Annotated in this window: 27 protein-coding genes; 11 read left to right on the top strand and 16 right to left on the bottom strand. The window is 27.8% G+C overall.

Features of this window, described 5'->3' with window-relative positions; all coding sequences use genetic code 11:
• The first annotated feature begins 13 nt into the window (after positions 1-13).
• From Q0K19_RS08115 to Q0K19_RS08085, 7 genes are all read left to right on the top strand, one after another.
• Positions 14-682, top strand: a complete 669-nt coding sequence (locus Q0K19_RS08115; protein ID WP_297247070.1) for a tia invasion determinant — start codon at positions 14-16, stop codon at positions 680-682.
• Positions 683-693: 11 nt separating this feature from the next.
• Positions 694-1,341, top strand: coding sequence for an invasin (locus tag Q0K19_RS08110; protein ID WP_297247068.1), 648 nt, complete (start codon positions 694-696; stop codon positions 1,339-1,341).
• 83 nt (positions 1,342-1,424) lie between these two features.
• Positions 1,425-2,522, top strand: a complete 1,098-nt coding sequence (locus tag Q0K19_RS08105; RefSeq protein ID WP_297247066.1) for a leucine-rich repeat domain-containing protein — start codon at positions 1,425-1,427, stop codon at positions 2,520-2,522.
• 12 nt (positions 2,523-2,534) lie between these two features.
• Positions 2,535-3,239 (top strand): leucine-rich repeat protein, encoded by a 705-nt coding sequence (locus Q0K19_RS08100; RefSeq protein ID WP_297247064.1) that lies wholly within the window; start codon positions 2,535-2,537, stop codon positions 3,237-3,239.
• A gap of 122 nt (positions 3,240-3,361) precedes the next feature.
• Positions 3,362-4,369, top strand: a complete 1,008-nt coding sequence (locus tag Q0K19_RS08095) for a leucine-rich repeat domain-containing protein (RefSeq protein WP_297247062.1) — start codon at positions 3,362-3,364, stop codon at positions 4,367-4,369.
• A gap of 16 nt (positions 4,370-4,385) precedes the next feature.
• A complete protein-coding gene (locus Q0K19_RS08090; protein ID WP_297247059.1) occupies positions 4,386-5,057 on the top strand; it encodes a leucine-rich repeat protein in 672 nt (223 codons plus the stop codon).
• 120 nt (positions 5,058-5,177) lie between these two features.
• Positions 5,178-6,869, top strand: a complete 1,692-nt coding sequence (locus tag Q0K19_RS08085) for a phospho-sugar mutase (RefSeq protein WP_297247058.1) — start codon at positions 5,178-5,180, stop codon at positions 6,867-6,869.
• 530 nt (positions 6,870-7,399) lie between these two features.
• Here Q0K19_RS08085 and recG read toward each other — a convergent pair.
• Together recG and Q0K19_RS08075 are read right to left on the bottom strand one after the other, a co-directional pair.
• Positions 7,400-9,490, bottom strand: coding sequence for an ATP-dependent DNA helicase RecG (gene recG, locus Q0K19_RS08080; protein WP_297247056.1), 2,091 nt, complete (start codon positions 9,488-9,490; stop codon positions 7,400-7,402).
• 11 nt (positions 9,491-9,501) lie between these two features.
• Positions 9,502-9,969, bottom strand: a complete 468-nt coding sequence (locus Q0K19_RS08075) for a YkvA family protein (RefSeq protein ID WP_297247054.1) — start codon at positions 9,967-9,969, stop codon at positions 9,502-9,504.
• A 162-nt stretch (positions 9,970-10,131) separates the two neighbouring features.
• Here Q0K19_RS08075 and Q0K19_RS08070 point away from each other — a divergent pair, with 162 nt between their 5' ends.
• Positions 10,132-10,887, top strand: a complete 756-nt coding sequence (locus Q0K19_RS08070) for a PilZ domain-containing protein (RefSeq protein ID WP_297247052.1) — start codon at positions 10,132-10,134, stop codon at positions 10,885-10,887.
• Positions 10,871-11,473: a 5-formyltetrahydrofolate cyclo-ligase gene (locus Q0K19_RS08065; protein ID WP_297247051.1), complete on the top strand. Its 603-nt coding sequence runs from the start codon at positions 10,871-10,873 to the stop codon at positions 11,471-11,473. The genes Q0K19_RS08070 and Q0K19_RS08065 overlap by 17 nt, the downstream gene beginning before the upstream one ends.
• A 22-nt stretch (positions 11,474-11,495) precedes the next feature.
• Here Q0K19_RS08065 and Q0K19_RS08060 read toward each other — a convergent pair whose 3' ends face one another.
• Positions 11,496-12,011: a chemotaxis protein CheW gene (locus Q0K19_RS08060; RefSeq protein WP_048593479.1), complete on the bottom strand. Its 516-nt coding sequence runs from the start codon at positions 12,009-12,011 to the stop codon at positions 11,496-11,498.
• A 310-nt stretch (positions 12,012-12,321) separates the two neighbouring features.
• Between Q0K19_RS08060 and nhaC the strand changes: the two genes are divergently transcribed.
• Positions 12,322-13,749 carry a Na+/H+ antiporter NhaC gene (gene nhaC / locus Q0K19_RS08055; RefSeq protein ID WP_297247046.1) on the top strand — a complete coding sequence of 476 codons (1,428 nt, stop codon included), beginning with the start codon at positions 12,322-12,324 and terminating at the stop codon, positions 13,747-13,749.
• A 186-nt stretch (positions 13,750-13,935) separates the two neighbouring features.
• On the opposite strand, the gene Q0K19_RS08050 is transcribed toward nhaC, so the two are convergent.
• Both Q0K19_RS08050 and Q0K19_RS08045 read right to left on the bottom strand, forming a co-directional pair.
• Positions 13,936-14,154 carry a DUF2905 domain-containing protein gene (locus Q0K19_RS08050; protein WP_297247044.1) on the bottom strand — a complete coding sequence of 73 codons (219 nt, stop codon included), beginning with the start codon at positions 14,152-14,154 and terminating at the stop codon, positions 13,936-13,938.
• Positions 14,155-14,157: 3 nt separating this feature from the next.
• A complete protein-coding gene (locus tag Q0K19_RS08045; protein WP_297247042.1) occupies positions 14,158-14,844 on the bottom strand; it encodes a TrkA family potassium uptake protein in 687 nt (228 codons plus the stop codon).
• Positions 14,845-15,144: 300 nt separating this feature from the next.
• On the opposite strand from Q0K19_RS08045, the gene Q0K19_RS08040 reads away from it, so the two are divergent.
• A complete protein-coding gene (locus Q0K19_RS08040) occupies positions 15,145-15,804 on the top strand; it encodes a hypothetical protein (RefSeq protein WP_297247040.1) in 660 nt (219 codons plus the stop codon).
• 72 nt (positions 15,805-15,876) lie between these two features.
• Here Q0K19_RS08040 and Q0K19_RS08035 read toward each other — a convergent pair whose 3' ends face one another.
• The 11 genes from Q0K19_RS08035 to Q0K19_RS07985 all read right to left on the bottom strand — a co-directional run bounded on the left by Q0K19_RS08035 (position 15,877) and on the right by Q0K19_RS07985 (position 26,680).
• Positions 15,877-16,215: a hypothetical protein gene (locus tag Q0K19_RS08035; protein ID WP_014488815.1), complete on the bottom strand. Its 339-nt coding sequence runs from the start codon at positions 16,213-16,215 to the stop codon at positions 15,877-15,879.
• 88 nt (positions 16,216-16,303) lie between these two features.
• On the bottom strand, positions 16,304-17,281 hold the full coding sequence (locus tag Q0K19_RS08030; protein ID WP_297247039.1) for an ankyrin repeat domain-containing protein: 978 nt from the start codon (positions 17,279-17,281) through the stop codon (positions 16,304-16,306).
• Positions 17,282-17,346: 65 nt separating this feature from the next.
• Complete coding sequence (locus tag Q0K19_RS08025; RefSeq protein ID WP_297247038.1) at positions 17,347-17,925, bottom strand: GNAT family N-acetyltransferase; 579 nt, start codon at positions 17,923-17,925, stop codon at positions 17,347-17,349.
• A gap of 828 nt (positions 17,926-18,753) precedes the next feature.
• Positions 18,754-19,635 (bottom strand): L-serine ammonia-lyase, iron-sulfur-dependent, subunit alpha, encoded by an 882-nt coding sequence (gene sdaAA, locus Q0K19_RS08020; protein WP_297247036.1) that lies wholly within the window; start codon positions 19,633-19,635, stop codon positions 18,754-18,756.
• 25 nt (positions 19,636-19,660) lie between these two features.
• Positions 19,661-20,335 (bottom strand): L-serine ammonia-lyase, iron-sulfur-dependent subunit beta, encoded by a 675-nt coding sequence (gene sdaAB, locus Q0K19_RS08015; protein ID WP_014488819.1) that lies wholly within the window; start codon positions 20,333-20,335, stop codon positions 19,661-19,663.
• Between the two features lie 160 nt (positions 20,336-20,495).
• A complete protein-coding gene (locus Q0K19_RS08010) occupies positions 20,496-21,422 on the bottom strand; it encodes a hypothetical protein (RefSeq protein WP_297247034.1) in 927 nt (308 codons plus the stop codon).
• Between the two features lie 154 nt (positions 21,423-21,576).
• Positions 21,577-22,407, bottom strand: a complete 831-nt coding sequence (locus Q0K19_RS08005) for a hypothetical protein (RefSeq protein ID WP_297247032.1) — start codon at positions 22,405-22,407, stop codon at positions 21,577-21,579.
• A gap of 63 nt (positions 22,408-22,470) precedes the next feature.
• Positions 22,471-24,249 (bottom strand): beta-galactosidase family protein, encoded by a 1,779-nt coding sequence (locus Q0K19_RS08000; protein WP_297247030.1) that lies wholly within the window; start codon positions 24,247-24,249, stop codon positions 22,471-22,473.
• Between the two features lie 83 nt (positions 24,250-24,332).
• Entirely contained in the window at positions 24,333-25,124 is a 792-nt protein-coding gene (gene map / locus Q0K19_RS07995; protein ID WP_297247028.1) for a type I methionyl aminopeptidase, read from the bottom strand.
• 17 nt (positions 25,125-25,141) lie between these two features.
• Entirely contained in the window at positions 25,142-25,639 is a 498-nt protein-coding gene (locus tag Q0K19_RS07990; protein WP_297247026.1) for a polymer-forming cytoskeletal protein, read from the bottom strand.
• Between the two features lie 87 nt (positions 25,640-25,726).
• Positions 25,727-26,680 (bottom strand): FkbM family methyltransferase, encoded by a 954-nt coding sequence (locus Q0K19_RS07985; RefSeq protein WP_297247024.1) that lies wholly within the window; start codon positions 26,678-26,680, stop codon positions 25,727-25,729.
• Positions 26,681-26,759 lie beyond the last annotated feature (79 nt).

Genomic DNA, 26,759 nt, shown 5'->3' with positions numbered 1-26,759 from the left:
AGGAAATCATGTTATGAAGTTTTTGATAAGAAAATTTTTATTAATCTCTATATTATCAGCATGTTTCGCTAATATGCTTATGTCTATGGATATAGGAGCATATTTAGCACCTAAATTCCTATTTGAAATAGAAGATTCAGGAATAAGAAAACAAAATGATAATAAAAAAAATACACAAAACTTATATGTAGGAGGCGGTATTGCAATAGGATACAACTTCAACATATTTCATAAATACAGCACTGTAAGACTTGAATTTGAGTATTTATATAGAAATCCTATATTAGGAAATGTTTACATACCAAAAGTAAAAACAATGTATTCACATAGTTTTTTATTCGGTGCTTATTATGATTTTTATTTTTGGTATATAAATTATGATAATCCTGATTCAATTAGAAGTAGAATTAATAATGGAAAAAGACCTTTAATGTCTGTTTATGCTGGATTCTTGATTGGAGCAGGACTAAACACATATATAACTAGTAATACTTTTGAACAGAATGGTATTTTTCAATACAGTTATTACTATAATACGGTGCAATTTCTTTACGGACTTGGAGGCGGTTTGGCATTTCATATAACTCCGTTAATTAGTTTAGATTTAAGCTATAGAGTAACTTTCACTACAGAACTTCAGTCTAATCATGATATAGTAGCATCTTTAAGGTTTAATTTTTAGGAGCGGATTAGATGAAAAGATATTATTTTATTATATTTATGATTGTGTTTTTATTTCATAATAATCAAAAACTATTTTCATTTATTCCTGAAGGTTTATATATTACTCCTAAATTTATTTTTTCACATGATGGAAATTATGCTTATAAAAAAACCGGTAATAATCTAGGATATTTTAATTATCTAGGTGGAGGATTTTCTTTAGGATACAGTATACCAACTATAAATAAATCTTCTCCTGTAAGATTTGAATTTGAATATATGGGAAGAACTGTAATAGGAATGACTAATGATATTAAAATGCATACTCTATTAGGTTCAGTATATTTTGATATTAACTTTTTTCTTATAAAAGAAAAATTAACAGATGAAACATATAGACAAACTTTATTAAATGAATATTCGCCTTTTACTATTTATTTGGGAATATCCATAGGAACTAAAATAAATGACTATTTAGTAGGTACATATACTGATAATAATAAAATACAAAAGAGACTATTAAAAAGCACAATAGTGTTCGGATTCAGCGGCGGAATGGCTTTTAATGTATTACCTTATATGTCTATAGATTTGGGATATAGATATTTATTGGATACTAAAGCTGACGGATATCATGAAGTATTATTTGGTTTGAGATTCAAAGTGCCAAAATTATAAATAATTTTACAAGTATTAATTTTTTTATAATAAAAATTGAATACTGTAAAAAAATGAATATAATACTTAGATAGAGGTTATTTATGATTAGAAATATTAAATATATTTTCATTATATATTTATTAGCTATTTCCTGCTCTAATTATAGAGTTACTGATCCATTTACCATTAAAAACAGCGATAATAGCAATAATAATAATAATAATAATAATGATAACATAAGCATTATACCAGAATATGTAGACAGTCAATATTTTATCAAAGCATCCTACACTGAACAGCAAATAGAAGATATAGTGAATAAATATTTCAAGAATTTTGGGAAATACATAATATTTTTAGATGATACTAAAGATAATATAGATAAAAATAAAACGATAGAAACAATAAATAAAGTAGTTAATAAATCTGCTTATTTTCATAACGGAGTTGCTGTTGATTTAAGCCGAACTGATATGACAGAAATATCACAAAATGCATTCAAGGCAAATAAAAATTTAATAGAAATTAAGCTTCCTAGCTCATTAAAAATTATAAATTCATCTGCCTTTGAATCATGTGAAAGATTAAAATATATAAATCTTGTAAACTCTATCACAGATATAAAATCTTTAGCTTTTAAAGACTGTATGTCTTTAGAAATTATTAATATAACATCAAAAATAACAACTATAGCTAATAATTCATTTCAAAATTGTATTACTCTAAGAGAAGTAATACTTCCTGAAGGATTAACTTCAATAGGAGATAGCGCATTCAATTACTGTACATCATTGGAATCAATTAATTTTCCATCAACTTTACAATCTATAGGAATAGCAGCATTTTACAGCTGTAAATCATTAAAAAATATAAAATTAAATCAAGGATTAACTACTATAAGTGATAATGCCTTTAACCTTTGTTCTTCATTAACTGATATAAGTTTACCTGAAAGTATAAAAACTCTTGTAAATCCATCAGAAGGTAAGGTTTTTTCTGATTGTAAAATGCTTCAAAATGTTGAATATTTGGGCACAGATCCTGTAAAAATACTTAAAGAAAATGATACATTCCTAGGTTCACCAGCAAAAGATTTATACCTTCCTAATGTGGCAGAAGATCCTAAAAATGGAAGCTGGGATAATTTTTTAGCTGTTGCTTGGAAAACTATTCATTATGGAAAATATATGCCTAAATAAAGGAAATTGACAATGAAAAAAATAACAGCATTATTTATACTTATTTCTTTAATGATTATATCTTGTAAATATAAAATAGTATCACCTATTATTGATATTGATGAGGAAAATAATATATATAATAATGGGAATAATGGAAATAATAATAATCAAAATAATAATCAGAATTTGTATACTGTAGGGGCGAATTCAAGTGAAGAAGAAGTACGAAATTCACTTGAAAAAAATAAACAATTAACTGGTAAAAATTTAATAATAGTAGAAGGATATATAAATCAAAGTTCTTTAATATTTGATAATATAAAAAAAGTAATAAGCGGTAAAACAGATATAGAGTTAGACTTATCAATGGCTACATTAGAAAGTAATTTTAAAGGAACTTTAGAAAACTTTAAAGAATTAACAATAGTTCTTCTCCCATCATCTAGAACATTAGTTGGTAATTTTTTAAAAGGATGTACTTCTGTAACTAGTATACAATTACAAAAAACTTTAGATACAATAGATCAAACAAGTTTTTCAGGATGTACATCATTAAAAAATGTGGAGTATTTAGGAACTTCTCCAAACATAATAAATGGTAAACCTTTTACTGGTTTGAAGTCTACTGACTTGTATCTTCCAAATGTAAAAACAGATCCGGGTGATCAAAGCTGGGATAATTTTTTAGGTTCTAAATGGAACAAAATACATTACAACACTTCTATGCCTAAATAATTAATGTCTATTTATACTTGATTATATACTTTTTTTATATATAATTATCTAACTTATTTAAACTTCTTAAAAATTAATTTAAAGTTTTTTAAAAGATAAAATATGAGGAAAAAATTATAAGAATGTTCATAAAGTTAAAATTATTATTATTACTTATACTATTAATATCATGCAATAATTATAAAGTTACAGATCCATTTTATTTAGATGAATCATATGACAGCAGTAATATCCCTGTTTCTAATATACCTGAAAATGTAGACTCAAAATATTTTATCAAATCAGATTATAAAGAAGATAAAATAGAATTGATAATGCAGGAATATTTTAACGAATATAATTGCTATATAATCTTTTTAAAAGATACTAAAGATAATATAGATAAAAATAATATAATAAGCACCATCAATACAATCATAAAAAAAGAGAAATATCTTAAAGGTGTTTCTCTTGATTTAAGCAGAACAGATATTATAAAATTACCAGATAATTCATTTACTGATAATAAAAATTTAATTCATGTAAAATTACCTGATACTATAATAACTATAGGTGCAAGTGCATTTTCAGGTTGTTTAGTTTTAAAAACAATTAATTTTCCTGATTCTATAATAGAAATTTTACAAGAGGCATTCAAAAGCTGCAGATCTTTATATTTGGCAGATATTTCAAAAACAAAAATGACAATGATAAATAATGGAATATTTAATGACTGTGCTAGTTTAGTTACTATTATACTTCCTGAAACTATAATAAACGGTATAAATTCAAAGGCATTCTATGACTGTGTATCATTAAAAACAATTAATATACCATCAAAAACAGAAATAATTGGAGATGCTGTATTCTATAACTGTAAATCATTGGAATCTATAAGATTAAATGCTAATATAACAGGAATAGGAGATAGAGTTTTTTCAGGATGCTCTGTTTTAAAAAATATAGAATATGCAGGAAACAAATCTTCAGATATAACATCCATAGGAATAGATATATTTGATGCTCAATTAACCGCAATAAATTTATATCTACCAAATGTAAAATCAGATGATGGAAGCTGGGATAATTTCTTAGGATATGATTGGAAAAATAAAGGAAGCATCATCTTTGGCAAATCTATACCTAATTAAAAAAGGAAAATATATAATGAAAAATATAGCTGCATTATTAATATTGATAATAATAATATGCTCATGCAAATATAAAATAGTATCTCCATTTGACGGAGTTAGTGATAGCATTAATGATAACAATTCAAACAAAAATCTTTATATAATTGATGCTAATGCAACAGAAACAGATATTAAAGATGCTTTACAAAAAAACATAGAATCTACAGGAAAAAATATTATTATTGTTGAAGGATATATTGGAGCAAATTCTAAAATTTTTGATAATATAAAAAATACTCTTAAAAATAAAACTAATATTGAATTAGATTTATCTAAAGCTGTTATGGAAAATAATTATATTTACACATTAGAAAATGCATTATTTGTAACAACAGTTTATTTTGCATCATCTCAAAAAATAATAGCAAATTTTTTCAAAGGCTGTACATCTTTAGTGAATGTTCAATTACCTTCTCTGTTATTAATTATTGATAACTCAAGCTTTGAAAACTGTAATTCTTTAAAAAATATAGAATATTTAGGGACTTCTCCAAATACAATAGTTGGAACTCCATTTACCGGAACTGTAAAACCCTCTGATTTATATCTTCCAAATGTAGCAAAAGACCCTGGAGACGGCAGATGGAAAAATTTTTTAGGTGCTGATTGGGTCAATATACATTATGGTACTCCTATGCCAAAATAATTAACATATTTTAACTTGATTATATACTTTTTGTATACTATAATTTATATATAGAATTTTTTAATTTTTTCTTAAAAAATATTTTTAAATAAAATAAATAATATAGAGAGAGGTGCATATATGGAACAAGAAGTAAAAGCTAGAATTGACTCTTGGCTTAATGGTTCTTATGATGAAGAAACCAAAAAAGAGATTAAGGCATTATTAGATGCTGGTAATGAAAAAGAATTAATAGATGCCTTCTACAGAGATTTAGAATTTGGTACTGGCGGACTTAGAGGTATAATGGGTGTTGGTACTAACAGAATGAATAAATATACTGTTGGTGTTGCTACTCAAGGTTTGGCTAATTATATATTAAAACAGGGAGGAAGTAATTATGAAGTTGCTATAGGATATGATTCAAGAAATAATTCTGATGTATTTTCTAAAGCTGCTGCTGAAATACTTTCTTCAAATGGAATAAGCGTTTATTTATATGATGATATTCACCCTATTTCACTTCTTTCTTATGCGGTTAGAAGCTTAGGCTGTATTGCCGGAATAGTTGTTACTGCTAGCCATAACCCTAAAGAATATAATGGTTATAAAGTTTATTGGACTGACGGAGCTCAAGTTATACCTCCTCATGATAAAAACATCATAGATGAAGTATTGAAAGTTAAACCTGAAGAAGTAAAAATGGGAGATTCTTCAAAAGTTACTATCATAGGAAAAGACATTGAAGATAAATATATGAATGATTTAATGGGATATTTAGTTAATCCTGATATCATCAAAAAACATCATGATATAAAAATAGTTTATACGCCTATTCATGGTTCCGGATATAAAATGGTTCCTATGGCTTTAAGAAAGGCAGGATTCACTAATTTAACAACTATGGAAGGAGCTCAGCCGCCTAATGGAAACTTCCCTACTGTTGAATCACCTAACCCAGAAAACCCTGAAGCATTAAAAATTGCTGTTGATAAAGCTAAAGAAATAGGTGCTGAACTTGTTATGGGTACTGACCCTGATTGCGATAGAATGGGTTGTGCTTTACTTACTAAAGATGGTTCTTATATGTACCTTACTGGAAACCAAATCGGTTCTATTATGGCTTATTATCTCATCACAAATAAAAAGAATGTTAAAAATCCATTTATAGTAAAAACTATAGTTACTACTGAACTTGCTAGAGCTATTGCTGATGCTAATAATGTTAAGATATATGATGTTCTTACTGGATTCAAATGGATTGCTGATGTTATAGAAAGAGACAAAGAAGGAACATATTTATTCGGATTTGAAGAGAGCTTCGGATACTGTATCAACTCTAATGTACGCGATAAAGACGGTGTTAGTTCTTGTTTAATGCTTGCAGAAGTACTTGCTTATTGTAAAGAAAATAATATGACATTAGCTGATTACTTAGAAAGCATTTATGAAAAATATGGCTACTTCTATGAAGAAACTATATCTATAACTAAAAAAGGTGCTGACGGAGCTAAAGCTATAGCTGATTTAATGACTTATTACAGAAACAATTTACCTAAAGAAATTTCAGGCGTAAAAGTTGAAAGCATAAGCGACTATGATAAAAAAGAAGTTTATGATAATACTGGTAAAAAAATAAAAGATATTACTTTACCTAAATCTAATGTTCTTCAATACATACTTGAAGATAAAACTAAGATTACTATCAGACCTTCTGGTACTGAGCCAAAAATCAAATTCTATTTTGAAGTTTGCGTAAAAGAAAGCAAAGACAAGAGACTTGCAGTTGCTAAAGAAAAAGTAGCTAATTTCAAAAAGTTTATTAAAGAATAAAATAATAATTTTTTATTTTTACTAGAGATAAACTTATTATTAATAAAAAATAAAAGAAGTCCTGTTTCTATAATGGGACTTCTTTTTTTATACGATATTTATCATCATAATAAATCACAATAAATTTGAAGGTTTAAGGTACAGATTATAATAGTTATATACTTTTTATATTGTAAATTTTATTCTAACTCCCCACCCTTTTTCATTATTAATTTCATAAGAATATTTAACTATACATTTCTTTAAAATCTAAAAAGAAAATATAGCACCCACCCTAGATTTATTTAAATTTATAATTAACTTTCCCGCACGCAGAGCAAAATTAAAAATATAGTTTGATTAATAATTCTAATTTTAATCATATATAAAATTCAGCTAACCGTGCGTAGAATAGATTTTTAAATTTAATAAACACTTGGGCGGGTGCTAAAATTTCTAATTACGCAATAAATATAATCAAAACGAAAAATTAAAAAGAAAACAATAAAATATAAAGGGCGGGTGTGTAAATAAAATTTTTAAATATAAAATTACTCGTCTTTAACTATTCTTGATTTTAGATAATTAGCTTTTAATATAAACGCTTCATTTTCTTTATAAAAAACCTCTCTAGAATTTTCATCTCTCAATAAAGAACGCATTTCATCTTTAGCCTTACGCATTATCTCTTTGTCTTTAATGATGTTTCCAAGTTTGAAATCCGGTATTCCGCTTTGCCTGTCTCCTAAAAACTCGCCGGCCCCTCTCAATTCCAAATCCTTTTCTGATATTTTAAATCCGTCAGTAGTTTCACATATTATGTTAATTCTTTCTTTTATGATATCATTAAGCTCACTATGTAGTATTAAATAGCAATACCCTAATTTATCTCCTCTGCCTACCCTACCTCTAAGCTGATGAAGCTGTGATAAACCAAAACGTTCTGCACCTTCTATAAGTATTGTTGTAGCATTAGGATTGTCAATACCCACTTCTATAACAGTTGTAGAAAATAATACTTTTATTTCACCTGAAGAAAATCTATTCATTATATATTCTTTTTCTTCGTCTTTCATTTTACCATGTATTACTTCTATTTGAATGTCTGAAAAATAAGTTTCTTTTGCTCTTTGGAATTCGCTTGAAAGAGTAATGAAGCTAGAATCATTATTTTCTATAAGAGGAAAAACTACATAACCCTGCTCACCTTTAGCTATTCTGCTTTTTAAAAACTTGTAACAATGATCTCTTTCATAAAGTTCTTTATATTTTGTAAGTACGCCTTTTCTACTGCTTGGCATACTTTTTATAATAGATAAATCCAACTCTCCAAATAATGTTAATGCTAAAGACTGAGGGATCGGAGTTGCTGTCATAAGTAAAAAATCAACATTATTTCCTTTAGAAAGAAGTTTGTTTCTCTGTGCTGCTCCAAATCTTTGCTGTTCATCTACTATCGCATAAGAAAGATTTTTAAATATAACCTCATCATAAATAATAGAATGCGTGCCAACTAATATATGACTTTTTCCCTCTCTTAATCTTTTTAATAAATATCCTCTTTCATTTTGATTAACTGAAGAAGTAAGAATATCTATTTTTATTGTTTCTTCTAGTCCTGCTGCTTTAATAAGTTTCTTAAAAGTATTATAATGCTGTAAAGCTAATATTTCAGTAGGAGCTAAAAATGCGGTCTGAAATCCTGATTCTGCAGGTATTAATGCAGTTAAAAATGCCACTATAGTTTTACCAGCTCCAACATCTCCTTGAAGCAACCTAAACATCTGCTTACTAGAAAATAAATCATTTTTTATTTCTTCAATAGCATTTAATTGGTCTGTTGTGAGTTCAAATGATAAACTTGACTTTACTTTATCCAATAAATTTGATGAATTATACCTTTCTTCTTTTATAAGTATATTAGGTCTTCTCTCGCTTAAATGTATATATTGAAAAGTCAAAAACTCCTCAAAAATTAAACTCTCCCTAGCTTCTGCTAAAGCCTCAAAAGAAGTAGGAAAATGCATCTCCATAATAGAAGGAACAAAACTTTTAAGCCTGTACTTTTTTTTAATCACATTTGGAATATCATATTTCATATTTTTTTCAAAGCCGACAAGCTCATCTACAATTAAAGTTCTAAGTTTTTTTTGTGAAAGTCCTTCTGTAAGCGGATATATAGGTACAATCTTTCCATAAGATAATGCATTTGATGAAGGCTTTTCCAATTCAGTCATTCTGCATTGAAGCTTTCCTCTACCACTTCTTACAAACTTTCCTGTTAAATAAAGTTTAGCACCCTTAGTTACTCCTGCAGGCAGTCTTCCACCATAAATAGGTACTTCGCATACTGCAATTCCGTCTGTAACTATTACTAAAGGTTTACTCCTATATTGAAAAGTAAAACTTGATACATCTATAACTTCTACATATACAACAGAAGTTTTATCTTTATTCTCCAATGCCTCATGAAGTTTTAGCGTTTTTCTTCTATCATCATAAGTTCTTGGAAAAAATGCTATTAAATCATATAAAGTTATAATACCTTTTTTGGCAAGTATTTCTGCGTATTTAGGGCCTACGCCTTTTGAATATTTTATACTTTTAGTAAATATATCCTTACTATAATCATTGTTTAACAATTCTATATATCCTATTTGTCATCATCTTCTTCTTTATCATCTACTATTTCATAATCAGCTTCATCATATTCACTATCTTCATCTGCTGCTTCTTCATCAGATTCTCCGTATTTCCAAATTTTATATTGCTCTAAATCAGTTGAAAAACATTTTATACATAATCCTATAATGAATGCATCATCTAATAACCCTATAAATGGAAATAAATCAGGAAGAACATCCAAAGGAAGTATTAAATATATTAATGCTCCTGCTACGGCAGATAAACTTTTCCAAGGAATATCTCTGTAATTTCCATTAATATAATCTCCTATCATATCTACCATCAATTGAATTTTATCCAAAAATTTAGAAAGATGTCTTGATGAAGATAAATTTAATATCTCCTTTGATTTATCAATGATAGATGTTAATTTCTCAAATGTAGTTTCTAATGAAATTTTTTCCCATAATTCTTTAGATTTTTCTTTTATTCCCATAAACACTCTCTATAATTTTAATAATTTTATTTTCTGAAGCCTATTATAACATATAAACAGAAAATATGAATAACTACAGAGTTCTATTTTTTTATTCAAAATATTGCATAAATAATAAATTATGTTATACTTAATAAGCAAGTATTATCAGGAGAAGGAATAATGGATAAAGAACAAGTAAAAGGTGTAATTATAGAAAATAACCCTTCTATTTTAACCAAATACAAAAATGCATTTAATAACTTATTTGATATAAGTACTTTTAATGATACCAGTTCTTCTTTAGGTTATATCATAGAAAACAATTTGAGTATATATTTTTATATTATAAGATACAATGAAAGTGAAAAAGATGGTATCAATTTATTTGTAGAAAAAGTAAAAAAAATCAACCCTCAAATAAAATTGGTAATGACAGATGTTCCAGATAGTTTTGATGAAGCTGCTTATCCTTATGCTTTAATATTTCATAGAAATACAGATGCAAGCGTAATAGTACAATCAATACAAAATGAAGTTTCAAAATTATTAGATGATGGAAGTAAAAAAAGAAGACAATATTCAAGAGTTAATTGGCCTTTGAATGTTATTATAGCTTATAAAGATAAGATTAGAGGAACTATCGATAGAAATATACTTTCCATAAGCGGTAATGGAGCTTATATATCATCTGATACTAATATTCCTGATAAGGGTGATATGTTAGGTCTTACTATATCTTTTAAAGATTTCAAATTATTTACTGAAGCTAAAGTAGTTTGGATAAATAATGAAAATCAAAAACCTGATTTGCCTAAAGGTTTTGCTGTACAATTTATCGATATAGGTATGGCTTCTCAAAAAATTATTGATCAGATTATTAGAGATAAGCTATTACAAGAATTATTAGTAGAATTAAAAGATGAAAACTTCTCCTAATGAAAACAATATTAAAGAAGCAAAAAATTTAATAAGAGAATCCTTTAAACTCATTAGAAATAATTTAGATTCGGACTTCATTAAAGAAAAAAGTACTGTAATCTTTAAAAAATTTAGAAATATAGTAAATATTAATAAATTTAATTCTATATCAGTATATATAGATTTCAATAATGAAGTACCGACTAAAGAAATAATAGAATATGCTTTAAAAAATAATATTAAAGTATCTGTACCTTTTCTTATAGATAATCATAATATGAAATTAAAATATATAAATGATTATAATAAAGATATCAATAGAAATACAAGATTCGGATGCGGAGAACCTTTCGAGCATTGTAAAGACTGCAATATAAATGAAATATCTATGTTTATTATTCCAGCTTTAGCTTTCGATGAGAAATGTAATAGACTCGGATTTGGAAGAGGCTATTACGATAATATGTTAAAAAGAAATAAAAATGCCTTAAGAGTAGGCTTAGCTTATGACTATCAAATCCTCCCATCAATACCTAAAGATGATAATGATGAGATATTAGACATTATTATAAGCGAAAGTAAAGTAATAACTGCTACTTTTTAATTATTAACTCTAATTTTTAGTATTAACTTTCAGCAGAAGCAGGTTCTTCCTCTTCTTCATCTGTAGTAAATAATTTTTCTAGGTCTAAAACAACTAATAATTTATCTTCTAATTTACCTACACCTTTAATGTATTTTTGACCTATACCTGAAAGCATTGGAGGAGGAGGCTGAATATCAGAATTAGAAATAGATACTACCTTAGAAATAGAGTCAATAATTATTCCCATATCCACATCTTCTATTTTTACTATGATAATACCTGTATTTTTATCGCCTTCTGTTTCTTCTAAATTGAATCTCTTTTTTAAGTCGATTATAGGTATAATATTACCTCGCAAATTTATTACACCTTCAACAAAATCTGGGGCATTAGGAATAAGAGTAATCTTTTCCATCTTGATTATCTCTTTAGCCTGCATGATGTCTATGGCATACTCGCCGCTGCCTAATCTAAAAGTAACAAGGTTTGTACTATCTTCGAGATCAACTCTATTTTCGGTACTTTCAATAGATTGTTGCTCTGTCTGCTCTGCCATTTTTATTATGCCTCCATAAAATTTACAGTTGTTCTATTATCGGAAATAATTTCTTATTTTTTATATATACAATAAATATTTTCAATTAAAAAATCTGAAACGAATTTTGTAACTATTATCATTTTATTATATTTTTTGTTAAAAGTCAATCTATATATAAATTTTATTATTTTATTATTACTATAAAAAAATACATTCTTTACTATAAATAATAAAAATTACTTATAAATATTGACATCATAATAAAAATATGTTATATATTGTTGTAATATTAATCATTACAATGTTTTAGAATATACGGAGTATACCCATGAATATAAAAAAAATCAATACATTTTGGAAGTTATTTCCTTTATTATTCATACTTATAACTGTTTTAATTTTCACTGTAAAATATGGTGTTCCTATAGAGTTTTTGCTTACAATAGGCACATTAATAGCCTGTATAATAGCACATTTTGCAGGTTATAAATGGAAAGATATGGAAGAAGCCTTCATAAAAAAAATAGTAGATACTTGGCTTGGCGTACTAATATTTATATTAATAGGTATAGTAGTTGGTTCTTGGGTATATTCTGGAACTGTACCTATGCTTATATACTATGGCATTAAATTAATTCACCCTTCATTCATACCTTTAATGGCATTTGTTATAACATCTTTTCTATCTATATTTACAGGTACTTCTTGGGGTTCTGCTTCTACTGCAGGAGTGGCATTTATAGGAATCGCACAGGCTACAAATACACCTTTGCCATTGGTGGCTGGTGCTGTTATAAGCGGTGCATATCTTGGCGATAAAAACTCTCCTATATCGGATACAACTGTTTTGGCTGCTCTTGGTGCTGGAACTACTTTACAAAATCATATAAAAACTATGCTTGTAAACACTATACCATCTGCAATATTAGCGGCTATTGTATTTACTATATTAGGTTTTAATACCTCCCCTATCAATTCAGATATTCTAAACTTAAAAGAAGCTAGCGAAATATTAACTTCATTAGAAAATATATACAATTTCAACATATTTTTGCTTATTCCTCCAATATTCGTACTTATTGCAAGTGTGAAAGGAGTTAATCCTGTAATAACTATGTTCATTGGAAGTTTAATTGCAATAATATTAGGAGCAATATTTCAAAACTTTGGATTTATTAATGCTATGAAATCATTTGTAACAGGTTTTAATATTTCTATGTCGCCAACAGTTAATCCTGAAACTATACCTCAAAATCTTCATACATTACTAAACAGAGGCGGAATGATAAGCACTATGCCTAGCGTATTATTTTTGATACTTGCTCTCACTTACGGAGCTATGCTTCAGTTAATATGTACTTTAAATACTTTAATAGAATTATTAGTAAAAATAGTCAGAGGTGCCAGAAGTTTAATATTTGTAACTTGGTTTACAACATTCACTATAAATTCAGCATTGAGCAGTTTACAATTTACTTTCTTAACTTTAGGCGATGTACTAAAAACCGTATACGACAAATACAATGTTAATAGAGGAGTACTTTCAAGAACTATGGAAGAAGGCGGAACTCTTACAGAGGTTTTACTGCCTTGGACTGTTACAGGAGTTTATATGACTTCAATACTTGGAGTGCATACTTTACAGTACATGCCTTATTCATTTTTTAATTTAATTAGTATAGCTATATCTTTTATTTACATGCTCACTTTACCTAAGTTTGCTGTACAAATAAATAAAGATATTTTAAAGAATTAAAACATATTGAATAATATAATAAATTAAACTATACTGAAAATTTTTAAGTTTGTAATTTTCCTTGTCTTTTTCCAGTGACTTTGTCAAAGAACCGCATGCAGCGAAAGTGCAAGTATGAAATTTGTATTAAACTTATAAAAATGAGTTTTTATACTATAAGTTTTATTATGCTCAAGTAGTTTTATATTATTTAAATCTAGATAGCAGCCACATTATAAAAGATAATAATACACTGAGTATAATACAGCTCAGCAAAGGAAATGAAAAAGTAAAATTATCTTTTTTTATTATGATATCGCCCGGAAGTTTACCGAAAGGAATTTTTATATTAAATAAAAATAGTATGCCAATGATTATTGATATTATACCAATAACTATAAAAAGTTTAGCAATTTGAATATTCATTTATCATTCAGCCATTTTTTTATACATCTTTTCTATATCTTTATCATGACCTGCAATGACAAGTATATCACCTTCAACCATAGCTACATCAGGATCAGGAGTACAATCCACAATAACTTTTTTCTCTCCCAATATTCCTACAGTTTCTTTCTTTATGGCAACAACATTGATTTTGTATTTCTTTCTCAAATCAAGTTCTTTTAAATTTTTACCGGCAAGTCCGCCATGAACAGGGAATTCTACTATAGAGTGATATTCTGTTAAATCATAAAGAAGAAGAGTATCACCTACTTCAAGCTGTTCTGCAATATGTATACCCATAGACTCTTCAGGGCTTACCAAATGGGTTATTCCTATCATACTTAATATGGCTCTATGCTTTTCATTAGAGTACCTTGCTATGATATTTTTAACATTAAGCTCTTTTAAAAGTAATGCTGTTAATATACTTGTCATCATATCTTCACCTATTGTAAGTATAACAGCATCAAATTTATTAATCTCAATAGCTTCTAATGCCTCTTTTTGAGTAGAGTCCAAACGCATAGCCTGAGTTACATTATTTTTTATAGCTTCTATTTCATTTATATCATTATCTATAGCAAATACCTCTATAGAAGGTTTTGTCATAAGTCTATTAATTAATGCCTTGCCTAAAGTGCCGACTCCTATAACAGCATACTGAAGCATATCAATCCCCTAATACTTTATTTAATGTTTTATTATTATAGAATAATATAAAAATTTGTCAAAAACATTATTAATTAAATTATAATAAATTAAATACTATTTATTTATTAATGTTATTAACCATATTAATATCTATATTTACATATATTATACTAAAAACATAATATTTTTTTACCTAAAACAAACTAAAAACAAAATAAATTTAAAAAATATTCGAATTTAACAAATTTTTTTTACAATATTTGAAAGCTATTGTTATATTTATTCAATAAAAAATAAGAATGAGAGGATTAAAAAAATATGAAAAGAATTATATTAATCATAAGTATTTTATCAGTATTTGCAGTAGCATGCGGCAACAAAGCAACAGGACCTGCTACAGGAAGTAAGCCATTAACTACTAATGTACCAAGCGATGATAAAACAGTAAGAGATGGTACTCCATTAGCCAGTTGGAATGGAAATAGCCAGTCTATAACAGTAAACGCTTCAGTTACTGGTAATCAGGCTGCTGCTCAAGATGGATATAACTTGTTAGAAAGATTATATTCTACTACTTGGTATCAGTCTGAAGAAGATCGTGATGACGGAAGATTAGAAACAGAAGAAACATTTGTATTCTTTAATGAAAATTCTGAAATGATTGAAAGAGAATATGAAAATGGAATAATTGATGGAAGAGATGATTACGCTACATTACAATGGTTAGAAGATATTGCTACTCCTAGTACTGTGGCAAATAAAGATAAAAATGCATGTATAGTTAGAAATACAGAAAATGGAAAATATGAAAATGATACAGAATATGAAGGATACTATTTAGTTGATAGAGATACTTTATATATAATTGACGGCGATAATCAAGATGAAGTAAGAAGACAATTAAATGAATTAATAGGTGGAAATACTCAAAAATACAGAGAAGATAAATATGTATTATCTACTAAAGCATTAAATTAATACTGATAAATAACTAAAAAATAGAGGGACTTAAAAAGTCCCTCTTTTTATTTTAAACAAATAAATAAAAAATTAATCGTCTTCATTAGCTTGATAATTTAATTTTACCAAATAATCTATTTTATCAACAACTTTAGTGAATGGCTTTTCTACACTGATTAAAGCTCTTTCAACATCATTTCCGTCTTCATCTTCGATATATATATCATAGTAAAGTTCTTTATGATCATATTCATTTTCAAAAGTAAGCCTTATAAATATAAAATTATTAATATTAATTCTATCCATTTTAGGCTCATACTCTAAACGCTTAATTTCAGTGTTTAGTAATTCTTTTCCTAAATTCTCTACTATGATCTTGTAAATAGATTCAAGCTCTTTTCTTATATAGTGAACATTGTTATCAAACATTATAAAACTCCAAATAAATATATAGATTTTTCCAATATAATAAATATACCAAAATATAATAATTTGTCAAAGGAATTTATCAATATTATTAATATTTATCCAATATAGAAGCAACTTCCTCATCTCCTAATTCTCTAGCTATATTTGCCAAATCTTTAGCTTTTTTCTTGGCAAGATTAGGATTAGCATTATTTTCAAGCAAGATTAAAGCCGCCTCAAAATTACCATTTTCAATAGCATAAGATAGAGCTGTTTCTCCGTCTTTATCTACCATATTTACATCAGCACCATTCTCAAGTAAAATGCTAATAGCCTCTATAGATATTTCTCTTCCAGCGAAAGATATTAAAGGTGTTATTCCAGATAAATTAGCTTTATTAATATTAACTGTCTTGGATAATACTTTAACTGTTTCAACATCATTCGCTAATAAAAGAGGTGTTATTCCTTCATCAGACACAGCATTAATATTAGCACCATTATCAACTAAAAAAGCAACTATGTCGGAATTAGAATTATCAGCAGCAAAGAATAAAGGAGTCCATCCATAATTATTAACCGCATTAACATCTGCTTTAGCCATTACCAAAAGCTCAACTACATTGAAATTACTGTCATATATTCCTATGCCTTGTCTAGACCATATATCTGTAGCATATAAAAGTGCTGTATAATTTCTTTTATTTTTTATATTAACATCAGCATTATTTTGTATAAGGGCATTTACTAAATCAGCATATCCATAATATGAAGCTATCATTAAGGCTGTAGTACCTTCATCAAAAGTTACACTAAGATCATATTCCGTATCTTCTACATTTACTATATTCGTAGTTTCTGTTAAAGTATTATTTATATTGCCTGAACTAATAAGATTTTTTATTATATCTATACAAGGACTTTCTTCATATTCTGCTATAGCATCTTCTATAGATAAATCCTGAACTATATTTCCGCCTTCTATAGATGTTTCATCATTTTGAATATTTTCATCAACATTGACATCAGACTTTTGAGTGCATGATAATAGTATTAATAATAAAAATGTGCATAGAATAAATCTCATAATAGCCCCCAATAATCATTTACATATTAAACTATTATACATATATTAACATATATTATTATCAATTACAATATATTTTCTATAAAATGATTTGTATATTTATTCCAGTAGCCTTTATAAACTCTTTTATTATAATCATCTAAATTTAACTGATACATTCTAAATATAACTTTTATATTTTTGGGCTGACATAATTCCTCATAGCTATATTGATAATGCATTCCTATTTTTTTCATTACTTCACCGCTTGCAATATTATTTATATCATGAGTAGCTGTTATATATTTTATATTATCTTTCTTTAATTCTTCTATAACTCTTTTTGAAGCCTCTGTAATTATTCCCATGTTCCAATATTCTTTTTTAAGTCCGTATCCAAAATCATTATTGTCATTATTGTTTTCAAGATGCACATAACCTATAGGTACATTATCTTCTTTTAAACATACTGCATATCTATAAAAGTTATGATTATCATTTGTATTTAAATAAAATTTTTGTAAATGTAATTTAGTTTCTTCTAAACTTTGAAAAGGAAACCATGGAAGATATTTATTAACTTCTCCATCAGATAAAATACTAAATAAAGCTTCAGCATCATTGATATTAAATTTTCTTATTATAAGTCTTTGTGTATTTAACATCTTATTTCCTTTTATGATATAAATACTACATTAATTCTATCAGAAATGATTTTTTTGTATATACTAAAAATTTTTAATTTTGTCAATTTTTTGTTGTTCTTTTTCCCGCCGCAAAAAGAACCAAAAAGTGCAAGTATAAAATTAGTACTAAATAATACTAAAATCGTCTTACATGTAAAATAATTTATTAAATTAAAGCCCAAATGTAGCCTTTCGCGAAGCGTATCCGAGCCTGTCGAGGATATAGCTTCTTTGTGGCAATACCATACCTAAAGGTACTCCTTCCAGTCGCAGCACTTCCTTAGGTCGCAAAAGAACTGGGGTACAGCACTCTGTGTACTTCGTAAGGGCAAAGCCTTGCATATATTGAAATTTAAAAAAAATTATTTTTGACAAAATATATTTGTTTAGGTATATACTAATTTTATAACTTAATTACATTTGCCCGCCCTTTAGGCTTTTTATCTTCTCTGGTATTTACACATTATTTTTCTTCTTTGCATTTTACAGTCATTTTTGCTGCCCGCCCAAAATTTTTTTAAAAATTATAGCATCCTCACCGCACGCAGAGTAAAACTAAAAAATATAGATTTATTTTTAATTCAAATTTATTTATATTAATAATTTAGCTAAACGTGCGTTAATTAAATTTCAAATTCTTAAAAAAATTCGGGTGGGTGCTAAAATTTCTAATTAAGCTATAAAGATAATGAAAATAAAAATTAAAAATAAAGTAATAAGGAATAAAGGGTGGGGTTCAAAATAAAACTTATATATAAAAAAAGCCTACAAAAAATATTTGTAAGCTTTTTATAATATATTATTTAATTATTTATTTATTTTTCCTAAAAGCTTTTCAGCAATAGCACGTCCAGTAGGAGTATTGGCAAGTCCCCCTTGAGAAGTCTCTTTAAATCTTTCATCCATTCCATCGCCAACTTCTTTCATAGCAGATACAACCTCATCAGCCGGTATAACGCTTCTAAATCCAGCACAAGCCATCTCAGCAGAAACCATAGCATGAACAGCAGCCATAACATTTTTACCCATACAAGGCACTTCAACAAACCCTGCAATAGGATCGCATATAAGCCCAAGCATAGCTGATATAGTAAGAGCAAAAGCATCAGCACATTGCTGAGGAGTTCCTCCCATAATCTCAGCACAAGCACTGGCTGCCATACCTGCAGCAGAACCGCATTCAGCCATACATCCGCCTTCAGCACCTGCAAATGTTGCTATCTGTGCTATAATGTCAGCTAATCCAGCAGCTGTAAACATTGATTTTACTACATCCTCTTTTTTATATCCTCTGTTCTCACATACTGTAAGTACAGCAGGCATTACTCCGCAGCTTCCTGCAGTAGGAGCAGCTATTATCTTACCCATACAAGCATTATAACCGCTTACAGCCATTGCAGCAGTTACAACCTCCCCTATTGTTTCACCTAATATACTTTTCTTAGATTTATAAAATTTCTCTACTATCTCAACACATTCATTTTGCAAACCTGTAACAAAATTGAATTTATCCTTTTTACCATTCTCAACGGCAGATTTCATTATATCATAATAAGAAGTCATATTATTAATAACAGTCTGCCTATCTGTTTTTTGAGACTGAGCCTCTATATCTATTACTATGTCGCTTATTTTCACTTTTTTTTCCGCAGCTAAAGCCACTAATGATTCTATAGATTTTATATCCATAATGTTTTAATACTCCATATAATATTTAATATAACTTATCTAAAAATACAAAGTCCCTTATATTTTCAATTTTTCTTATTTTTTCCTCTATATCCTTTGATATAACATCCGTCATACCAATAACAATAATAGCATATCCCCTATTAGGACCTTCAAATTGAGGAGTTACATTCATATTTTCAATATTTATTCCTTTTTCAAATATAATAGAAGTAACTTTGGCTATAATACCCGGAACATCTTTATTAACTATAGCAATAGTAGGGAAATCTCCTTTATAATGCACTTCTATACCATTAACTTTATCCAAAACTATCAATCCTCCGCCTATAGAAGAAGCTAATATATCAATCTCATTAGTTTCGCCTTTAGCTTCAATATATACGGTATTAGGGTGAAAAGCCTCTCTTAATTTTGTAGGAATAAACTCATATTTAAGATTAGCCTTTTCAGCAAAACTGTAGCTATCTCTAAGTCTAGGGTCATCAGTTTCAAAACCTAAAAGTCCCGCCAAAATAGCCTTATCAGTTCCATGACCTTTCCAAGTTAAAGCAAAAGAACCATGCAAATATATTTTTGCTTCTTTTACATCTTCACCCAAAATCTTCTTAGCAAGTTTTCCAATACGGCAAGCCCCAGCTGTATGAGAACTTGAAGGCCCTATCATTACAGGACCTATTATATCAAATAATCCAGCCATATAATTCCCTCCATTTCATAATTATAATTTAACATAATAAATAATTTTTGAATATAGTTTTTTATTATTTTTTATTTATCATAAATAAAAAAAATAAGAATATTGTTAAAAAGTACAATTAATCTATAGATAATTACTATTAATAAGAATATTTATAATATTAGAATAATAAACTTATTTCAAGTCCAACCTTAGTTTCATAGCCGAAATAACTGGATGCTCCTCTTGGCTTTCCATAACCAACCTTCAAAGATATAGCATATCTATAAAACTCAACACCAATACCAAAATTAACAGCAGCATGCCAAGGGTCTTTTATTAATCCAAGTTTATCTTTCTTATCTAAAATGGCAGCGATATTTATTCCTGTTATTAAGCTGATTTGATCTTTATATAAAGGAAATCTATAATCTAATCCTGTATGTATTCTAAATAACTGCGGACTATTTCCTACAGCATTATAAGAAATTTCAGAACCTAAATAAACGCTGAAATTCTTAATATAATAATAAACTGCTATAGAACCAAATTCATAACTGCTTCCGCTTTTTATTTGAGTATCTCCTTTGAATCCGTCTACCAAATGAGTGGATTGATGATACATAGGTATGAATCTTATTTTCATATTAATTCCAACAAGATTTTGAAGCCATAAATCAGCAAATACCATAAACTGACCAGAAAAATCATAAACATCGAATAATCCGCTGCTTCTTCCAAGTATAGATATTTCCATAGCTCCGCCCATACCTACAGAAAAATATTTATTTCTATAAAACATTATTTCACTTGCTAAACGCCCCTCTACATAAACCGATACAGATTTAAAATCCCAATTTACATCAGGAGCAATAAGAGATAAATTTTTATCTACATTGAAGTTCTTAGCAAATAATATACGCCCTATAAATGCTCTAGGATCCTGCCAACCCATATAATATTTATCAACTTCATATATACGAAAAGGATTACTGAAAGTATAATCATCACCTAAATAATTTAAATCATCATTTAATTGTTCTTCCTGAGAATATAAATTCAATGAACTTAATAATATCAATAATACTAGAATTAATTTTGTTTTCATTTTGCATCTCTTAATATTTATTTACTATTAAGTATCATATTCTAATATAATAAGGACTTTTTCTCAATAGAAATAGTTAAAATTATAAAAAATAAAAAGCAATGATGCAAAACACATCATTGCTTTTTCAATTTTATTATTAAGATAACTAAAATTAATTTAATTTCTTAGGTATTCTTACATTCTTTAATGCCTCTAATCTTTGAACTATAGCCTTCTGAACATCAAAGTTGCTAGGCTCAACATTATCAAAATCATATTTAATAGCAAGCATTAAAGTTTCTTTTTCCTGTACATAATTACGCATTCTTCTATATATTAAAGACATTCTGAAAAGAGATAATTTCTGTCTGTATCCATTAATATATGCTTGTCTGTAATAATCTACAGCTGAAGTACCTCTATTCTTACTTCCATAATGTTCTGCTAATTTGAAATAGATTCTTCCTTTTTCATAATTTTTATATGTATTTTCAGCCATAGTAATGATTTCTTTTTCTACAGCAGCATAATTATTTTCATCTATCAATTTTTCATAAATATATAAAAGACTGAAATATGCATCTAATTTATATGCAGGTATTGTAAGATTAGTAGCCAAATTTATAGCTTTTTTATATTCTTCTATAGCCAAACGATAAGAAGCAGCTCCTCCTTGTTCTGCTGGGTTGCCGGCTTCTTTTTCATATATTAAACCTAAAAAATAATGAGCATCTGCATTATCAGGATAATACATCAAAGTTTTATTCATTATATATAAAGCATAAGTAATATCGCCGTTATGTATTGCTCTTTTTGCCTCTCCTATATACACCCAAGCAGGCTCTAATTTACCGCTGAATAATGATTCATAGGTATTTGTATCCATTTCCATAGTTCTAACAGTATCTGCTGTTCTATTAGGAGTATTAAGGGATTGTCCCTGAGCATATATTGATAAACAAGTCAATATTAATATACTAAATATAAAAAATATACGTTTCATAAGCTAAATCAAAAATAAAGTTTTATTGTCTAAAGTATCGGTATAATAAATTTTTACATTATATTATTTTTTTATTTCTTTATATATTGGCTTATCTTTAAGTGCTATACTATCTATAAATACATTCTCTGTTTCAAATATAATTATTTCATTTTTTCCTGTTTTTAAAAGAGGAGCAGGTATATATAAGTAGCATACAGGGCCTTCACTCCAGTATCTTCCTAAGTTAAAACCATTTATAAATGCCGCACCTTTTCCAAGTTTAGAACAATCAAGGAAAGTATCTGCCGGCTCTTTAACATCAAATTCATAACGGTAGAATGAAGGAGTATTTTCTATCCATTTTGAACTGAAATCTACATCTTTTATATTATCAAGTGGTAATGCATACTGCTCCCAGCCAGTTTCAAAATGTATATCAGCCATAACTCCTATACGAATACCTTTAATTTGACTGCATTCCTGAAGTTTATAACCATAATTAACACGTCCTACATTTTCAACCAATAATTCTAATACATTATCACCATTATTAAAATGCATTTCAATAGGCTCTATAAGCTCATCTTGATATTTTACGCCTTTATATTCTCCATTCAAATAAAAATGAACTCTGTCTGAAGCTCCTACAGCCCTTACATTCATATTATTGTCAAAACCTTTTACTGTAGTTCTATAAAGCATATAACCATATCCGCTTCCTGCTTTCTCCATAGTTATAGGGGCATCGCTTTTCTGACATTTTGATATTTTATCTACTACTGAAAATAATGAAGTTTTATCTTTGAGTTTTGCCTCTCCAAAATCTGCTCTTTTATGATCTCTAGGCTCAAAAGTTTTTATTTCAGGAAATAATTCATTTATAAGTTTCTGAAGTTTATAAAATTTCTCTGTAGGCTCTCCCCATTCTGTAAGAACTGCATCATAATCATAAGATGTAATTTGAGGAAAATCAGTATAACCTGTTACAGAAGTACCATTATAAAAACCGAAATTAGTTCCGCCTATAAACATATATAAATTTATACTTCCTCTTTTTATAATTTCTTTTACTTCCATAATGAAATCGTCAGCATCTCTTTTAATTATAGGCTCTTTCCATAGATTAAACCAACCATCCCAAAATTCCATACACATTAATGGATTTTTTATACCTTTTCTTTCAAAGAATTTTTCCGTAGCATCAAAACTTTCTTTAGCTTGAGAGCCAAAATTAACAGTAGCCAATATTCCATCATCTACAAATGTTCCTGCTTCTAAAACAGCATCCCAAGCTCCGTCTGAAGTAAATAAAGGCACTTCTGCACCATGTTTAATCATAAGATTTTTTAAAGCTTTAAGATACTCTTTATCATTACCAAAAGAACCGTACTCATTTTCAATTTGCATCATAATTACAGGACCATTTCTAGTAATTTGTAAATCTGCAATTTGTTTAAATAATTCTTTATAATAAGCATCAACTTTGCTTAAAAATAATTCTGTATTAGTACGAACTTTCATATTATCATATCTTAAAAGCCATGCAGGAAGTCCTCCGAATTCCCATTCAGCACATATATAAGGAGTAGGTCTTAATATAACCAATAAATCCATTTTTTGAGCAAGTTTAATAAAAGAGGCTATATCTTTATTGCCTGAAAAATCAAAAACTCCTTCATCTATCTCATGAATATTCCAAGGTATGTATGTTTCAACAGTATTAAATCCGGCTGCCTTTAAATTATAAAGACAATCCTCCCAATACTCTTTAACAAATCTAAAATAATGAATAGCTCCTGATAAAAGTTTTATAGATTTACCATTTAAAATAAAGTCTTCTTTAATTTCAAAAACAGCCATAATTTATATCCTTAATTTTTTTATTTTTAACTAAAACAAAAAAAAACTCTATTTAATAAAAATCAAATAGAGTTTTTAATTTATTAAGCAAGATATTTTTTTACTATCTCATCATCTTCTAAAGCGGTTAGTATTTCAACACCATCTTCTTTAACGGCTACGGTATGTTCATAATGTGCCGATAGAGAACCGTCCCTAGTTATGATAGTCCAATCATCATCTTCTATTAGAATTGCATGATGTCCCATATTAACCATAGGCTCTATTGCTATAACCATATTAGTTTTAAGTATAGGCCCTGCTCCTTCTTTTCCTCTATTTGGTACGGCAGGCTCTTCATGCAAATTAGCACCTACTCCATGACCTTGAAACTCTCTTACAAGAGAATAGCCTGCATCTTCAGCAGTTTTTTGAATGGCATGAGAAACATCGCCCAAATGAACTCCGTCTTTTATCTTTTTAACACCATTAAAAAATGACTGCATAGTAACTTCAATCAATCTTGAAGCCTCTTCTGATACATTTCCTACTTTGAAAGTAAATGCTCTGTCTGAATGATATCCTTTATAATATACACCTATATCAAGACCTATGATATCGCCGTCTTTTAAAATCTTCTTTTTGCTAGGTATTCCATGTATTACTTCATTATTTATAGAAGAACATATAGAACCCGGAAAAGGAGGATTGCCATAGCCTTTAAATGAAGGTTTGGCATTATGTTTTCTTATATAATCATAAACAAATTTATCTATTTCTTTAGTAGAGATTCCCGGCTGAATTATCTTTTCAACTTCTTTAAATACATTAGCCAATATATGTCCGCTTTCACGCATTAAATTAATTTCAGCTTGTGTTTTTATTTTTATAGCCATTTATGAATACACCTTAATTAAAAAATACTATTATTTGAATTATTATCTGTGTTATAAGAGTTATAAGTATTACTATCTAATGATGAATTATTATCAGAAGTGTAATTATTTTCTGAAGCCTCATCTTCAATTTTTATGCCTGTAAAAGATTCATGCACTACTTTTGTGATATCTTTTTTCTGTCCGCCTGTAATAGTCATTTCTCCCTGTATAACAGCACCTTCTCCTACATCTATTTTAGGAGCTTCTATATTTCCTAAAACTCTTCCTGTTTCTATCAATATAACTTCTTTTTCAGCTGCAATATTACCAATCAAAGTACCTGCTATTGTGATACTTTCTGTTATAATAGTGCTTGTTTTTACCTTACCATTAGGTCCTATAATTAAATGTCCGTCTATTTTTAATTCACCTTCAAATTTTCCATCTATTTGAAAAGAACCTTTTACGATAAAAGTTCCTTTAAAAGATGAACCATCTCCTATAACACTGTTTACCATGTCTTTTCTTGCCATAAATTTAATCTCCTAAAGTTTCATTTTATAAGTTTAGTTATAAAAAGTCAATATTATATATTAGCCTACAATAATTATAACATAATTTTATTTTTTAGGTATACAAAAAAGTATTGTCTCTCCTCCCCAAGGAGAAAATGTTCTTATATAATATTCGTAATTTTCTGTTATTTCTTTTATGAATATTGGAACTTTATAAAAATCCTCCATAAAAAGCTCTCCTCCATGATATACAGCAATGGCAAGAGACGGACGAAATTTTTTTATTGTATTTAATGCCCCTTCTAATATATGCTTTTCAGCTCCTTCAACATCCATTTTCAAATAATCTATTCTTTCTATATTATTACTTTCAACAAATTCATCTATTGTAATAGCTTTCATCTTAACGGCAGGAGTATTAGGAGTCATAGATACAAAATCAATAGTTTCATTTTTATTAGAAAAAAGAATATTTTCTAAAATAACATTATTTAGCTTGTATTTTTCTTTCATCACTTTTAATGTTTCAAAAGCATTTATATCAGGTTCAAAGGCATAAATCTTTGCATTATCATTACATTTTTTAGAAAAGAAGTAAGCAGTATCTCCTTTCCAAGCACCTACATCAAATACTACGCTATCATTGCTTACTTCAAATATATCTTTTATATTATACTGCTCAAGTCCGAATATATAAAAAAGTAAAAAATTTTCTATTTCACTAGGATATTTATATTTCTGCAAAGCAAATAAAAATCTCTTTAATCCCCAAAAAAATATATTGATAGAGCCGTACTTCATACTTAATTTTATTTTTTCTTTTGAATTTGTATAAGCATCTCTATAAAACGATAATAAATATCTATATCTCACTATCTTTTTAAATAAATCTTTAGAATAAGGCTCTTCAAGCATATTATAAAAAATATCAAAGCTATTATTATTTTCTTCTTTCATCATAGCTTTTATAAAATTATCATTATTTTCTATTTTTTCTATTTCTTCTTTATTGAAGTTTTTATTTACTATTTTTCTGCATTCTTCTAATATATTATTCATATTATTGCTAATAAAAATTGTTCGCTAATCAACTCTAGCAAATAAATTTGCTAGACGCTCACAATTTTTATGATACCCC

Origin of the sequence: uncultured Brachyspira sp. (assembly GCF_944393015.1) — a bacterium.
GTDB lineage: Bacteria > Spirochaetota > Brachyspiria > Brachyspirales > Brachyspiraceae > Brachyspira.
This window is presented reverse-complemented; position numbering and strand designations above follow the sequence as displayed.

Coding starts and splice junctions, on each gene's coding strand:
- Q0K19_RS08025 (WP_297247038.1), bottom strand. CDS start 17,925: ATGTTAAATACACAAAGACTTATAATAAGAAAATTTAATATCAATGAT.
- Q0K19_RS08095 (WP_297247062.1), top strand. CDS start 3,362: ATGTTCATAAAGTTAAAATTATTATTATTACTTATACTATTAATATCA.
- Q0K19_RS08010 (WP_297247034.1), bottom strand. CDS start 21,422: ATGAAAACAAAATTAATTCTAGTATTATTGATATTATTAAGTTCATTG.
- map (WP_297247028.1), bottom strand. CDS start 25,124: ATGGCTATAAAAATAAAAACACAAGCTGAAATTAATTTAATGCGTGAA.
- nhaC (WP_297247046.1), top strand. CDS start 12,322: ATGAATATAAAAAAAATCAATACATTTTGGAAGTTATTTCCTTTATTA.
- sdaAB (WP_014488819.1), bottom strand. CDS start 20,335: ATGGCTGGATTATTTGATATAATAGGTCCTGTAATGATAGGGCCTTCA.
- Q0K19_RS08105 (WP_297247066.1), top strand. CDS start 1,425: ATGATTAGAAATATTAAATATATTTTCATTATATATTTATTAGCTATT.
- Q0K19_RS08115 (WP_297247070.1), top strand. CDS start 14: ATGAAGTTTTTGATAAGAAAATTTTTATTAATCTCTATATTATCAGCA.
- Q0K19_RS08030 (WP_297247039.1), bottom strand. CDS start 17,281: ATGAGATTTATTCTATGCACATTTTTATTATTAATACTATTATCATGC.
- Q0K19_RS08050 (WP_297247044.1), bottom strand. CDS start 14,154: ATGAATATTCAAATTGCTAAACTTTTTATAGTTATTGGTATAATATCA.
- Q0K19_RS08065 (WP_297247051.1), top strand. CDS start 10,871: ATGAAAACTTCTCCTAATGAAAACAATATTAAAGAAGCAAAAAATTTA.
- Q0K19_RS08070 (WP_297247052.1), top strand. CDS start 10,132: ATGGATAAAGAACAAGTAAAAGGTGTAATTATAGAAAATAACCCTTCT.
- Q0K19_RS08040 (WP_297247040.1), top strand. CDS start 15,145: ATGAAAAGAATTATATTAATCATAAGTATTTTATCAGTATTTGCAGTA.
- Q0K19_RS08090 (WP_297247059.1), top strand. CDS start 4,386: ATGAAAAATATAGCTGCATTATTAATATTGATAATAATAATATGCTCA.
- Q0K19_RS07990 (WP_297247026.1), bottom strand. CDS start 25,639: ATGGCAAGAAAAGACATGGTAAACAGTGTTATAGGAGATGGTTCATCT.
- Q0K19_RS08005 (WP_297247032.1), bottom strand. CDS start 22,407: ATGAAACGTATATTTTTTATATTTAGTATATTAATATTGACTTGTTTA.
- Q0K19_RS08045 (WP_297247042.1), bottom strand. CDS start 14,844: ATGCTTCAGTATGCTGTTATAGGAGTCGGCACTTTAGGCAAGGCATTA.
- Q0K19_RS08000 (WP_297247030.1), bottom strand. CDS start 24,249: ATGGCTGTTTTTGAAATTAAAGAAGACTTTATTTTAAATGGTAAATCT.
- Q0K19_RS08060 (WP_048593479.1), bottom strand. CDS start 12,011: ATGGCAGAGCAGACAGAGCAACAATCTATTGAAAGTACCGAAAATAGA.
- Q0K19_RS08085 (WP_297247058.1), top strand. CDS start 5,178: ATGGAACAAGAAGTAAAAGCTAGAATTGACTCTTGGCTTAATGGTTCT.
- Q0K19_RS08075 (WP_297247054.1), bottom strand. CDS start 9,969: ATGGGAATAAAAGAAAAATCTAAAGAATTATGGGAAAAAATTTCATTA.
- Q0K19_RS08100 (WP_297247064.1), top strand. CDS start 2,535: ATGAAAAAAATAACAGCATTATTTATACTTATTTCTTTAATGATTATA.
- sdaAA (WP_297247036.1), bottom strand. CDS start 19,635: ATGGATATAAAATCTATAGAATCATTAGTGGCTTTAGCTGCGGAAAAA.
- Q0K19_RS08110 (WP_297247068.1), top strand. CDS start 694: ATGAAAAGATATTATTTTATTATATTTATGATTGTGTTTTTATTTCAT.
- Q0K19_RS07985 (WP_297247024.1), bottom strand. CDS start 26,680: ATGAATAATATATTAGAAGAATGCAGAAAAATAGTAAATAAAAACTTC.
- Q0K19_RS08035 (WP_014488815.1), bottom strand. CDS start 16,215: ATGTTTGATAACAATGTTCACTATATAAGAAAAGAGCTTGAATCTATT.